Consider the following 12544-nt stretch of genomic DNA (forward strand, 5'->3'; position numbering starts at 1 on the left):
CTCATTGAATTCACAAAGGTGACGCCAATCTACTGCGCGTACTTTTGCAGGAATTTGAAGGGTGCACCAGAGCGACATCAGGATCCGTTCTACGCCGACATGTTTCACGTGAAACATCGATATGATCGAATGCCAGCGATAAATGACGGCGATTGGACGCGGGATATGCCTTCTTGCGGGTGCCCTATAGACTGCACTCAGGGGTGAGTCAGACCGGTATCTACGGATCTCAAAGGGCTACAACGTTCTACGCAGGCATGTCCGCGCTTCGATGACAGCTAGTCTGATACCGCACATGCCGAGAACCGAGCAGCCGTGTAGTGTATGCACAAACTGTCCGGCCTCTTTTACATGTTCTGTGGCTCAGTCGGCGTGATGGGTCGCAGATAGCAACACGTCGACGAAGTGGGCGAGGTCGTCATAGACCGTAACGTGACTCGTCGCTGCCTGAAGCTCCGGGTGCTTAGCAAGCGTCCGCTCACCCTTACCGGTGCGAACCAAGGCCTGGCGACAGCCCACCGCGTCACCCGCCTGAAGATCACGCAGGCTATCACCTACCATCCAGCACCCTCTCAGGGTTTCCAAGCCTAATGCCGACTGGATTTGCAGGAGCAGACCCGGTAGTGGCTTGCGGCAGTCGCACTGGTCGGTGTCGACGTGGGGGCAGTAGGCAATATGGTCAATGTTGCCGCCCTGAGCTTCAACCAGAGAGGTCATCCGCGCATGCATCAGCTCGAGAGTCGCGACATCATAATATCCTCTGCCGATGCCTGACTGGTTGGTAGCAACGGCAACTTGCCAGCCCGCCTGTGTCAGACGTGCGATAGCCGAAATGGCCGTTGGATAAGCCACCCACTCATCCAGTGATTTGATGTAGTTGTCGGAGTCACGGTTGATCACTCCGTCACGATCGAGAATGACGAGTCCCTGGGGCATATCGGAGTCTGCTGGAAGTAGTGTGTGGATGGCGAGTGCTGAGCAGGATCACAGCAGTGTAGAGCGATGTTTCACGTGAAACAATCACCGCAATGCCGTTGTCGTCGGGTGGCTTCTCACTAGCTGTCATGCTGCAGGGGACGATACGTTGAGTGATTCAGCGCCGTGCGCAAGAACTCAATGAACAGGCGGGCACGGAGGGGAGGATGACGATTTGGCGTGAGAGCATGCACGCTGATATCCGGTAGCGACCAGTCAGCAAGAACCCTCGTCAGGCGTCCCTGTTCCATCTGGTTCTGAACGATCGCTCTGGACGTGTGCAGGATACCGAGGCCAGCTTCGGCAGCGATAACGAGTGCATGTCCATAGTTGGAACGGAAGCTTCCTCGAATAGGGAGGCTGTGGACGTCCTCCCCCCTACGCATGCGCCATCGCTGAATGCCCTGGAACCGCGTGTAGTGAAGGCAGTTGTGCTCGAGCAGATCAAGCGGATGCAAGGGCGTTCGATAGCGCTCCAAGTAATGGGGCGATGCCACCAGAAGCCGTTCGTCAGAGGCGAGGGGGAAGGCGACGAGTCTTGAATCCTCGAGAGATCCAACCCGAACGGCCAGATCATGACCTGATTCCAGAATATCGACAAAACGATCATCGAAGTCCGCTTCCAGACGGATATCCGGGTATCTGATGAGAAAGTCGGGAAGGATCGGCGCAATGTGCAGGCGACCGAAGTTGACGGGAAGTGAGACTCTCAGCGTTCCCGCAGGATGATCTTGCTGGCCCTTGAGGGACTGTTCGGCGTTTTCCAGTATGCCGAGAGCCGGTACCGCCTGTTCCAGGTAGGCATGGCCCGCGTCGGTCAGGGTCACGCGCCGAGTTGTCCTTAGCAGTAGCGGGACACCAAGGCGATCTTCCAAGGCATCTAGTCGACGACTGATCGCTCCACTGGTGAGGTTGAGGTGCTCTCCTGCAGCTCTGAGCGAACCATGGCGTGCCACCTCGAGAAGTGCGATAAGGCCAGACAGTTGGGTGTCATGGTGAGACGGCATCGGAGTCTTCCTGGGACAGGGGGCCTTCGTCGACCGACGAGGTATTCTCTGATTCTTGAGTGTAGCGCAACACCCGTTTGCGGATGCTTCGATGGTGCTGGTCAATGTTGTCCCTGATGCTTAACGCTTCCAGGAATGAGGGGAGTAAGGCGATGACCATGATAGAGAGTGGGGGAGCGGGAGTTTCCGTCAAAGCACTTCGCTCAGTACACACGGGGCCCGAGGGGGTAAAGGCGCAATATGACGCTCGTGCAGTACTGAGGCCGGATGAGGTGCGAATTCGAGTCGCTGCGGCAGGGGTCAACTTTCGTGATGTGGCGCTTCAGGCAGGCAACTACCTGCCAAATATGCGCCGCCCCTATATTCCTCTATCAGAAGGGGCGGGCGTCGTGATCGAGACCGGAGCCGAGGTCGATGACGTGAAGGATGGCGATGCCGTGCTTGGTCACTATGTGGTGGACTGGCAGTCAGGGCCCTTCCGTCCCGCTTTTCACGACTCCAAGGTGGGCGGGCCAAGTGACGGTTGGCTGGCGGAGGAAGTGGTGATGCCGCGTCGCGCGCTGCTGCACGTACCGGTGGGGTGGCGCCTGGAGGAGGCGGCGGCACTGGCCATCTCTGGCGTCACTGCTTGGAGAGCGTTACGAGGGCTCGTTGGGCTGGAAGGGCAGCATGTACTGTTGCCCGGAACTGGCAATGTCTCACTGCAGGCGCTTGAACTTGCCGCGTCCGCCGGGGCGCGAGCGTTGGTCGTTACGTCGAGGCCGGAGCTTTCCCCTCAACTTATGGCCATGGGAGCGGCTGCTGTGATCCATCGTCACCAGGACAGCGACGATCTGGTGGAGAGTATCCTGTCAGCCTCGGATGGCCAGGGTGTGGACGTCGCGTTGGATACGGTGGGCGGCCAGTTTTTGGTAGACATTATCTTGCCATCGATGGCGACCAATGGCCGCGTTGCCTTGCTGGGTTTCCTTGAGGGCAGCAACGTTCGCGGTGACGTTATTGGTCCTGCTATCCGAAAGTTGCTCCAGTTTGAAGGCATCAGTGTGGGTAGCCGGTTGGATTTCGAGCGCCTACTGGATCACATGCAACGCCATCACTTGCGCCCGAGAATTGGAAGACGCACACCTCCGAGCCGCTGGTCGGAGGTGTTTCGAGAACCCGAAGGGCGTGATGGTGCCGGCCCCCAGGAGGCGCTGGGCAAGCACGTGGTGATCGTCGATCAAGGGCTGGCCTCATGGACCGTGTGCTGAAGTGACCTCTGGCTTGGCGGCCAGCGTTGCCCAGGAGAACCTTTCTCGGTGAGTATCTGACCTCTGCCCAGGGGCTAACCACCTCTGGCGCATGGGCAATGTTTCACGTGAAACATCGCCAGCCCTTATGTCACGTGTTCAGCTCCTGTGTTCAGTTCCTGTCCAGCCCCAGAGTGATACCTTTCCGCTGGTGAAGGGCATGAAAAAGGCCGACCCTTGGTGGGTCGGCCTTTGCCGAAACTATCAAGCGAAAACAGCGTCCTGCTATTGCTGAAGCTCCGCGATGTCGGCAACTTCCAGGAACAGCGCCTGCAGGCTCGCAAGCAGAGCCAGGCGATTGGCGCGAACGGCTTCGTCGTCGGCCATGACCATCACCTGATCAAAGAAGGCATCCACCGGGGCTCTTAGGCTTGCCAGCACATCAAGGGCATCGCTGTAGCGCGCCTGCTGGAACAGCGGGGTGACTTCACTATCACAGGTACTGACAGCACGCTGCAGTGCCTTCTCTGCGTCTTCGCTGAGAAGGCTCTCGTCCACTGACACGCTACCATCGTGCTGCTGCTTGCTCAGGATATTGCTGACGCGCTTGTTGGCTGCGGCCAGTGCCGCGGCCTCGTCACGGCCGGCAAAATGCGCCACGGCGCGCAGACGGCGGGCAAAGTCCAGGGGACGAGTCACCGGGCGGGCACGCACGGCCAGGTACACTTCAGTACCAATGCCTTCGTCCTGGGCCCAGGCACGGAAGCGGTCGAGCATATAGCCCAGCACGTCCTCTACCAGACCCTCGGCCTTGGGCAACGAAGCGTGCTGTGCCACCGCCAGTTCCAGCAGCTCGCGTAGATCAAGATTGAGCTCGCCCTTGACCATGATGTTCAGCACGCCGATGGAGGCACGGCGAAGCGCGAAAGGATCTTTGGTGCCACTGGGACGCTGCCCAATGCCAAAGATACCGGTGATGGTATCCAGTCGATCAGCGATCGCCAGCGCCTTGCCGGTCAGAGTGGCAGGAATGGCATCCGATGCGAAGCGGGGCAGGTACTGCTCCTCAAGCGCCTGGGCGACCTCCGGGTCCTCCCCATCATTCTGCGCATAGTAGCGGCCCATGATGCCCTGGAGCTCCGGAAACTCGAGGACCATCTCGGTGACCAGGTCACACTTGGCAAGGGTGGTGGCTCGGCGTGCACGTGAGGCATCGCCGCCAATCTGGCCGGCAATGTGAGCGGCGACCTCGGCGCTGCGGGCGGCCTTGTCGGCCAGGGTGCCCAGCTGCTTCTGGAAGACCACGTTGGCCAGGCCGTCGATCCGGTTGGCCAGGGGCTGCTTGCGATCGGTGTCGTAGAAGAAGGCGGCATCCGCCAGGCGCGGACGGATGACCTTCTCGTTGCCCGCGATGACCTTGTCCGGCTCGCGGCTGTCAATGTTGGACACCGTGATGAAGGCGGGCTTCAGCTTGCCTTCCTCATCAAGCAGGTGGAAGTACTTCTGGTTGGCCTTCATGGAGGAAATCAGGCATTCGGCGGGGACGTCGAGGAAGCGCTCATCGAAGCTGCCGGTCAACGCCACTGGCCATTCCACCAGGCCACTGACTTCCATGAGCAGGTCTTCGTCGATCACCGCGGTGGCTTCGAGCAACTCGGCTTCGGCCAGTACCTGTTCGCGGATGCGTTCGCGGCGCCGGGTCCGATCGGCGAGCACCCAGGCATCCTCGAGCGCCTTCAGATAGTCGTCAGCATGCCCCAGGCTGATGGCTTCCGGGGCATGAAAACGGTGTCCACGAGTGTCGCGACCTGCCTCAAGTCCAAGTACGGTAGCCGGTACGACCTCGTCACCGTACAGCGCCACCAGCCAGTGCACCGGGCGGGAAAATTCTACGCGAGAAGCGCCCCAGCGCATGTTCTTGGGAACCGGCAACGCCGACACGGCCTTGTCGATGATGGCGGGCAGCAGGGCAACCGTGCTTTCCCCCTGCTGCTGTTCACGAAAGCCGAGCCAGGTGCCCTTGTCGGTTTCAAGATGAATCAGCTGGTCCACCTCGACCCCACAGGAACGTGCGAAGCCCTGAGCAGCCTTGGTCGGCTCACCGTCCTTGAACGCTGCAGCGAGAGCGGGGCCGCGCTTCTCGATCTCACGGTCGGGCTGCTTGTCGGCCAGGGCTTCCACCGTCACGGCCAGCCGTCGTGGTGAGGCGTAGGCGGCGATCGCCTGAAAGTCGACGTCGGCATCGACCAGGCCGCGGCGGATGCCTTCGGCGAAGGCATCGGAAAGGGTGTCGATGGCTCCGGGCGGAAGTTCTTCCACACCGAGTTCAACCAGGAGGGTATGGGCAGCCATGCTTATGCGTCTCCCTGGGCGGCAAGGGGTTCGTCGTCGAGAAGTTCACGCCGTAGTGCTTCCGGCGCCAGCGGGAAGCCGGCTGCCTTGCGTGAGGCGTAGTAAGCGTGGGCCACGTCACGGGCCATGGTGCGCACGCGCAGGATATAGCGCTGGCGTTCGGTGACCGAGATGGCGTGACGGGCGTCGAGCAGGTTGAAGGTATGAGAGGCCTTCAGCACTTGCTCGTAGGCCGGCAGCGGAAGGTTGGCTGCCAGCAGCTTCTGGCACTCGCTTTCCTGATGGTCGAAGTTGCCGAACAGGGCGGGCACGTCGGCGTGCTCGAAATTGTAGGTCGACTGTTCGCGCTCGTTCTGCAGATAGACGTCGCCATAGCTGACGCGTGTGCCGTCCGGGGCAATGGCCCATACCAGGTCGTAGACGCTGTCCACGTCCTGCAGGTACATGGCGATACGTTCGAGACCGTAGGTCAGCTCACCGGTAACCGGGAAGCACTCGATGCCACCAGCCTGTTGGAAGTAGGTGAACTGGGTCACTTCCATGCCATTGAGCCAGACTTCCCAGCCGAGGCCCCAGGCACCCAGGGTGGGGGACTCCCAGTTGTCTTCGACGAAGCGAATGTCATGCACCAGGGGGTCGATGCCAAGTCGCTCCAGCGAACCCAGGTAGAGCTCCTGAAGATTGGCCGGGGACGGCTTCATGACCACCTGAAACTGGTAGTAGTGCTGCAGGCGATTGGGGTTTTCGCCGTAGCGGCCATCGGTGGGTCGGCGTGACGGTTGAACGTACGCGGAGTTCCAGGTTTCGGGTCCGATGGAGCGCAGGAAGGTCGCCGGGTGAAAGGTGCCCGCACCGACTTCCATGTCCAGCGGCTGCATGATCACGCAGCCCTGTTCGGCCCAGTACTGTTGCAGGGCAAGGATCAGGCCCTGGAAGGTTGCCACGTCTGGCGTCGACTGTGTCATTGGGAAGCACCGTTGGCCATGAATTCACGAGCCGTCAAGTATACAATCACAGGCAATTCGGTTATAGGCACAGCGCCAACAGAGGTTTCCCCATGATCGTAGTGACAGGCGGAGCCGGCTTCATCGGCTCAAATCTGGTCAAGGCATTCAATGACCGTGGACGCACAGACATCCTGGTGGTCGATGACCTGAGGGATGGCACCAAGTTCGTCAACCTGGCGGACCTGACGCTGGGCGACTACATGGACAAGGACGAGTTTCTCGCCAGGGTGCAGGCCCACATGCGCGGAGAGCTGAATCAGCTGCCGCCCATCGAGGCGATCTTCCATGAGGGCGCCTGCTCGGATACCACCGAGTGGGATGGCCGCTTCATGCTGGAAAATAACTTCACCTACTCCAAGGAGCTGCTGCATTTCTGCGAGCAGGAAGGCATTCCGTTCCTCTACGCGTCCTCGGCGGCCACCTACGGTGGAAGCGAGGTGTTCGTGGAGTCGCCGGAACACGAAAAACCGCTCAACGTCTACGGCTACTCCAAGCTGCTGTTCGACCAGTACGTACGCTCGCGTCAGGACACCCTCACGACCCAGGTAGTCGGCTTCCGCTACTTCAACGTCTACGGCCCGCGCGAACAGCACAAGGGCAAGATGTCCAGCGTGGCGTACCATCACCACACCCAGATCAGCGCCGGTGAAGACCTGCGCTTGTTTGGCGCATGGGACGGCTATGAAGCGGGCATGCAGAGCCGCGACTTCGTCTACGTCGGGGATGTGGTCGACGTCAACCTGTGGTTCCTGGACAACCCCGAGGTGTCTGGCATCTTCAACCTCGGCAGTGGCCGGGCGGAGCCATTCAAGGCCATCGGCGAGACGGTGATCGACTTCTATGGCAAGGGCAAGATCGAGTACATCGACTTTCCGGATGAACTCAAGGGACGCTATCAGAGCTACACCCGCGCCGATATTTCTCGTCTGCGCGAGGTCGGCTATGACAAGGAGTTCCATACGGTGGCACAAGGCGTGACACGCTATCTGGAGTGGCTGAATGGCTGATGCAGCCCACGCTGCTCCACTGCACCGGGCAGGGACGCGCCTGTCCGGTCAGCGTCTGTTGGTCGTTGGTCCGAGCTGGGTGGGCGATATGGTCATGGCCCAGAGCCTGTTCATGACGCTCAAGCAGCAGGGTGCTGCCAGCCTAGCGGTGGTGGCGCCGTCCTGGTCCCGGCCCATCCTCGAGCGCATGGATGAGATTGACGAAGTGGTGGAGCTGGGCGTCGGTCATGGCGTCTTTGGCCTTGCGCCGCGCCATCGTCTGGCACAGTCGCTGAAAGGCCGCTTCGACCTGGCCCTGGTGTTGCCGCGCTCGTGGAAGTCAGCGCTGGTGCCGTTTCTGGCCCGGGTGCCACGGCGGGTGGGGTTCACCGGTGAACATCGCTACGGGCTTTTGACCGAGCGCAGGACCTTGAATCGTCGCGTTCTCGACCAGACCGTCAAGCGTTTTGTCTCGCTGGGCCTGCCGGCGGCCACTGCCACGGCGGGTGACTTTGAGATACCCAGACCGTTATTGCGGCAGGATGCCGACAACCTGGCCCGCCTGCATCGTGAACACGGCCTTGGCGTGCGGCCGGCCATCGGCATGATGCCTGGTGCAGAGTACGGCCCCGCCAAGCAGTGGCCCCTGGCCTACTTTCATCGGCTGGCCGCTGAACTGATCACGCAAGGCTTTGAGGTCAGGGTGCTGGGTGGGCCCAAGGATCGCGCCGCAGGAGAAGAGATTGTCAGCGGCCTCGAGCACGCCCACAACCTGTGTGGTGCGACGCGCCTGGAAGATGCTGTCGACCTGCTGGGCGACTGTCGTCAGGTCGTGACCAACGACTCCGGGCTGATGCATGTGGCCGCGGCGGTAGGGACTCGCATCCAGGCCATCTATGGATCCTCGTCACCCGCGTACACGCCGCCCCTGACCAGCAATGCGCGGATTCACTACCTGGCACTGTCCTGCTCGCCCTGCTTCGAACGGCAGTGTCCGTTGGGCCACACCAACTGCCTCAAGCAGATTACCCCTGACACCCTGCTGGAAGCGATCACGGCGGATCAGCAGCTTCTCGATACACCGTCTCGTATCAACGCCTGATCGCCGTTCGGGGATCGCCATCAAGGTTGGTGCGGAGCTTCCGGAGGCGCATCTGGCTGTCCGCTGGTGCGATAGGCGGGCGCAAGGCCTTCCCAGAGACGCTCCTGCAGCGCGGTTTCTTCACGCATATAGCCGTTGAGGGCTTCCAGCCCTACCTGCTCTGCCAGCGTTGGCTCGCCTGAAAACAGGGAGACGCCAAGGCCTGCTCGGTGCCAGTCGATGGTAAAACCCATGGCTTCCAGCAGCGTCGGCAGGGTATCCATGGTCGTCGCTTGGGTCGAGATACGGGCAGGTGTCAACGCGTTGCCCATCATCATCAAGGTGTTGGTCCTGGGGGTCTGGATCAGTTGGTCCCAGGCGGACACACGCATAGTCAGGTGGTCACTGGCAATGACGACCAGGGTGTTATCCAGCAGTTGCTCGTCTTCCAGCTGCTCAAGCAGACGCCGGGTGAGCCAGCCTGAGCACTTCACCGCGTACAGGATATCGACACCGTCGTGCACACCCTGTTCGGCCTCGCACGCCTGGGACGGATAGCCCGCCGGGGCATGGGCGGACAGGTTCAGCAGCGTCATGTTCCATGGCCCCTGCTGGCGGTCCAGGCGGCGTATCTCGTCCACCGCCATCTCGTAGAGGCTATCGTCGTAGAGCCCCCAGCTGTTGAGGTATTGGCTGTCATCCAGGCGCTCCACCAGCTGTTCTCGGCCCAGTACGCGCTGGTAGGCGTGGTCGGTGTAGAACAACCCCTTGCCGGCGAACTCGGTGCTGGCTCCGCCCATGAAGGTCTGGCGGTAGCCGAGGCGTGCGAGCAAATCCCCCAGGCAGTCGACTCCAGGAACCACGTGGTGCAGGGGATCGAACTGACTGTCATGCAGCAGCCCCGCTGGCATCAGCGGCGTGCCACACTGGCTGGCAATCATGCCGGCCATGGTCCAGCCCGTATTATCGATCTGGCGCACGTTATCAAAGACGACGGCCTGGGGCTCCAGTGCCGCGAGGTCGGCGTAGGCGTCGCCAAAGCGCGCCGTGTCCGAGTAGGTGCGCTCCAGGCTTTCAAGATAGATCAGCAGCAGGTTGGGCGGGCGCTGGGGCGCCTTGAGAATGACTGGATCCACGTAGCGACGATCGAGCCAGGTCCCTGGGTCTGTGACCACCGCGGCGCCGCGCTGGCCCATGGAGTAGAACATGGGATTGCCCAGCAGCAGCACGAAGGCCAGCCAGTGGTCCCAGCGTTGCCAGCGGTAATCGGCCCGCACCAGCCAGGTATAGCCGGCAAGGATCAGCACCATGGCCAAGGTATAGATGATGGCGGCAATCGTCCGCTCGCTGCCCCCATGCTGCGAGATGCCCGCCTGGAGGTGAAAGTAGACAGCACCCATATCCACCTGTCCGAAGCTGCTGGCCAGATAGACATAGATCCCCCAGAACGCCAGTGGAACCAACGCCCAGGGGATGACCCGGATACGCAAGCGAGGCGGTGGCGGATCGCCCCAGCGCTTCCAGCCAGCCACCAGGCACCAGATGATCGCCGGTATCGGCAGGCACCAACCGGGCAGGCGCGTGACCATGACCACGGCATGACCTATGGCCAGGCCCAACAGCAGGTGGACGGCCCAGCGCAGCCAGGGAGACGTGATAGGGAAAGGTACAGGCATGTTCGAGGCGCCCAAAGGTCAATCCATGAAGCCATTGTCGCCCGGGAGTCGCGAATCAGCAGTGCTGACCGCGGAGGTGCGAATCCTTCGCTTGACGCACTAGCGCGTCGACGTCGAGTCGTCGTTACCTGACGACCCGGTTGGACGGCTTCCCTGGCGCTCGGCTCGCTCGTTTTCGTACAGTTCGTTCAGCTTTGCATACTTCATGTACGCATGGAATGCCGTCGTGATCGCGACGGTCATACCATCCTGACCCTGCAGCAGACCTCCCTTCAGCACCAGCTTGCGCAGCATGGCGGTGAGCGCATGCAGGCTGGGGCGAAGCGCAGAGGGGGTGACACCCCGTTCCCTCATCGCCCAGGCATCCCGGGTCGACAGCTGATCGATCCGCTGCATCCAGTGTGACAGGTCACGGTAGGTGAAATGGCTCAGGTGAGCATCGACATCGACCACCGTTGGCGCCTTGACGGATGAGTGCGCCTTCTTGGGCAGATAGCCCGAGGTCGTGCGGTTGTATAACCGCGTTACCGGATCAGGATAGAAGCCCGCGGCACGTATCCAGTGTCGACCTGCGAAGTTGCGTCGACGAAAGCGATAGGCCGTCTGTGGGTCTTCCAAGGTCAGCTCGCGAATGGCGGCGACAGCGTCGTCATCGAGCCGTTCATCGGCATCCAGCGCCAGGATCCAGTCATGTCGTGCCTGGGGGACGGCAAAGGCTTTCTGCGGCCCATCACCCAGATAGGGTTGATGAATCACCTTCGCACCCGCCGCCTCGGCCAGCGCTACGGTGTCATCGTCGCTGCCGGAGTCCACCACGATGATTTCATCGCACACGGGTTGCAGCGACGCGATGGCCCCTTCGACATTGTCCTGTTCGTTGAGAGTAATGATGATGCCGGTAATCGGAGTCATGGCGACATGCCTGCTGTGGTGATGCGAAAGATGAAGCGAACGACCCGCTGACGGACAGTAGACGCGGTGTCCAGTGTGCATCAGCGTGTCAGGACTATGCGGGTGTGCACAACAAAAGTCGATGGGTGCCGTTGGTCCTGGGCTTAGCAAATCAGGCTTGGCAAATCAGGCCTAGCGACACTGGGTTGGCAAGACACGACTCATGACGTGGCTCGCCTGTCGGCGTCGACCAGTGTCGCCGCGATGGCTGCTGCGGCCTCGTCCAGGTCTACCGCGGACATGTCGCGAGCCTGGTCCCCTGGGGGCGGGTGAAAGGCCAGCCGATGTTCAGGGGCATTGCAGGTTTGCCAGCGCAGCGGTGTCGCTGAACGGTGGGACGGGTAGAAGCCTACCGTGATCACGTCGAGACAGCCCGCGATATGCAGCGGGCCGGTGGAGCCAGCAACGAAGGCGTCAGCGGCGGCGATACTGCAGGCAAAGTCAGCGAGCCCTGCGGCAGGGGGCAGACGCCGGGCGCTTAGGCCAGCGCTTTCCAGGCGGGCGACAAGAGTATTCGCTACCGCGTCTTCCCCGGGCCCAGCGGTGACGATCCAGTGGGGCTGAGTGGCGCCCTGCTGCCGCATGCGGCGATCGACGTCCTGTGCCAGCTGGGCGTAGGCGTCGGGGCTGAGGTTGACCGCTGACCCCCCGCTGCCAGGATGCAGATAGATCCAGCTCCCGGTGGAGGCAAGACCAAGTTGGCTGGCCAGCGCCAGGCGACGTTGCTCCCTGTCTCCCTCGGGTTGAGGCCAGAAGGGTGGGCGGACGGCTTCGCCCGGTGACAGCGCCAAGGCTTCGACCATCGCCTCTGCCAATTGCTGGTTGTAGACGTATTCGGGCCGGTCAGAACGGGATCTGCGCTGAGTGATCCGGCGGTTGTAGAATAGCTGCGCCCACTTGGTCGCGGGGGCCATGCGCAGCGGAATCCCGGCACGCAACCCTAGCCAACCGATCCGCGTGGTGGAAAACAGCGTCAGCAGTGCGGTGAAGTGCCCCTGGCGCAGAGATGCGAGCAGCTGACGCTGCTGCGCTTTCGGCGCGTCGTCGCCTGGGTCCAGAATCACTTCGTCGATCCACGGGCATAGCCTGGCGACGGGCGCCGTGTAGGATGGCACCAGCGCGGTAATATGTGGTGCCGGGCGTGCTGCCTTCAGCGTGGCCAGGGCTGGCCAGGCAAGCATGAAGTCGCCAAGCTTGTCGTTGCGCACCACCAACAGTCGAGGGGTGCTTGCGTCGGCCGTGGCCGTCGTTGATGTCATCAGGGCTCCCGAGCCCGCCAT

At 61.6% G+C, this 12544-nt stretch carries 10 protein-coding genes; 3 read left to right on the plus strand and 7 right to left on the minus strand.

Translation table 11 applies throughout. The features are described 5' to 3' along the window. Window positions 1-363 precede the first annotated feature (363 nt). Entirely contained in the window at window positions 364-936 is a 573-nt protein-coding gene (gene gmhB, locus KUW18_RS05420) for a D-glycero-beta-D-manno-heptose 1,7-bisphosphate 7-phosphatase (protein WP_222162267.1), read from the minus strand. Window positions 937-1055: 119 nt separating this feature from the next. Next, on the minus strand, window positions 1056-1982 hold the full coding sequence (locus KUW18_RS05425) for a LysR family transcriptional regulator (protein WP_222560963.1): 927 nt from the start codon (window positions 1980-1982) through the stop codon (window positions 1056-1058). Window positions 1983-2254: 272 nt separating this feature from the next. Here KUW18_RS05425 and KUW18_RS05430 point away from each other — a divergent pair, with 272 nt between their 5' ends. Next, complete coding sequence (locus KUW18_RS05430) at window positions 2255-3232, plus strand: zinc-binding dehydrogenase (protein WP_222560964.1); 978 nt, start codon at window positions 2255-2257, stop codon at window positions 3230-3232. A 264-nt stretch (window positions 3233-3496) separates the two neighbouring features. On the opposite strand, the gene glyS is transcribed toward KUW18_RS05430, so the two are convergent. Both glyS and glyQ read right to left on the minus strand, forming a co-directional pair. Next, the gene (glyS, locus tag KUW18_RS05435) at window positions 3497-5563 is read right to left on the minus strand and encodes a glycine--tRNA ligase subunit beta (protein WP_222560965.1); all 2067 of its coding nucleotides are present in this window, start codon (window positions 5561-5563) and stop codon (window positions 3497-3499) included. A gap of 2 nt (window positions 5564-5565) precedes the next feature. Continuing rightward, window positions 5566-6528, minus strand: a complete 963-nt coding sequence (gene glyQ / locus KUW18_RS05440; protein ID WP_206942105.1) for a glycine--tRNA ligase subunit alpha — start codon at window positions 6526-6528, stop codon at window positions 5566-5568. A 92-nt stretch (window positions 6529-6620) separates the two neighbouring features. Between glyQ and rfaD the strand changes: the two genes are divergently transcribed. Then, a complete protein-coding gene (gene rfaD / locus KUW18_RS05445; RefSeq protein ID WP_206942106.1) occupies window positions 6621-7577 on the plus strand; it encodes an ADP-glyceromanno-heptose 6-epimerase in 957 nt (318 codons plus the stop codon). Then, complete coding sequence (gene waaF / locus KUW18_RS05450; RefSeq protein WP_206942107.1) at window positions 7570-8658, plus strand: lipopolysaccharide heptosyltransferase II; 1089 nt, start codon at window positions 7570-7572, stop codon at window positions 8656-8658. Before rfaD ends, waaF begins: the two co-directional genes overlap by 8 nt. Window positions 8659-8678: 20 nt before the next feature. On the opposite strand, the gene KUW18_RS05455 is transcribed toward waaF, so the two are convergent. The 3 genes from KUW18_RS05455 to KUW18_RS05465 form a co-directional block, all read right to left on the minus strand. Beyond that, window positions 8679-10313, minus strand: a complete 1635-nt coding sequence (locus KUW18_RS05455; protein WP_206942109.1) for a sulfatase-like hydrolase/transferase — start codon at window positions 10311-10313, stop codon at window positions 8679-8681. 99 nt (window positions 10314-10412) lie between these two features. Continuing rightward, window positions 10413-11225, minus strand: a complete 813-nt coding sequence (locus tag KUW18_RS05460) for a glycosyltransferase family 2 protein (protein WP_222162262.1) — start codon at window positions 11223-11225, stop codon at window positions 10413-10415. Between the two features lie 200 nt (window positions 11226-11425). After that, complete coding sequence (locus KUW18_RS05465; RefSeq protein ID WP_206942113.1) at window positions 11426-12523, minus strand: glycosyltransferase family 9 protein; 1098 nt, start codon at window positions 12521-12523, stop codon at window positions 11426-11428. Window positions 12524-12544 lie beyond the last annotated feature (21 nt).

The sequence above is a fragment of the Halomonas sp. DP5Y7-2 genome (assembly GCF_019802025.1).
GTDB classification, from domain to species: Bacteria; Pseudomonadota; Gammaproteobacteria; order Pseudomonadales; family Halomonadaceae; genus Halomonas; species Halomonas litopenaei_A.

Coding starts and splice junctions, on each gene's coding strand:
- gmhB (WP_222162267.1), bottom strand. CDS start 936: ATGCCCCAGGGACTCGTCATTCTCGATCGTGACGGAGTGATCAACCGT.
- KUW18_RS05425 (WP_222560963.1), bottom strand. CDS start 1,982: ATGCCGTCTCACCATGACACCCAACTGTCTGGCCTTATCGCACTTCTC.
- glyS (WP_222560965.1), bottom strand. CDS start 5,563: ATGGCTGCCCATACCCTCCTGGTTGAACTCGGTGTGGAAGAACTTCCG.
- glyQ (WP_206942105.1), bottom strand. CDS start 6,528: ATGACACAGTCGACGCCAGACGTGGCAACCTTCCAGGGCCTGATCCTT.
- rfaD (WP_206942106.1), top strand. CDS start 6,621: ATGATCGTAGTGACAGGCGGAGCCGGCTTCATCGGCTCAAATCTGGTC.
- waaF (WP_206942107.1), top strand. CDS start 7,570: ATGGCTGATGCAGCCCACGCTGCTCCACTGCACCGGGCAGGGACGCGC.
- KUW18_RS05455 (WP_206942109.1), bottom strand. CDS start 10,313: ATGCCTGTACCTTTCCCTATCACGTCTCCCTGGCTGCGCTGGGCCGTC.
- KUW18_RS05460 (WP_222162262.1), bottom strand. CDS start 11,225: ATGACTCCGATTACCGGCATCATCATTACTCTCAACGAACAGGACAAT.
- KUW18_RS05465 (WP_206942113.1), bottom strand. CDS start 12,523: ATGACATCAACGACGGCCACGGCCGACGCAAGCACCCCTCGACTGTTG.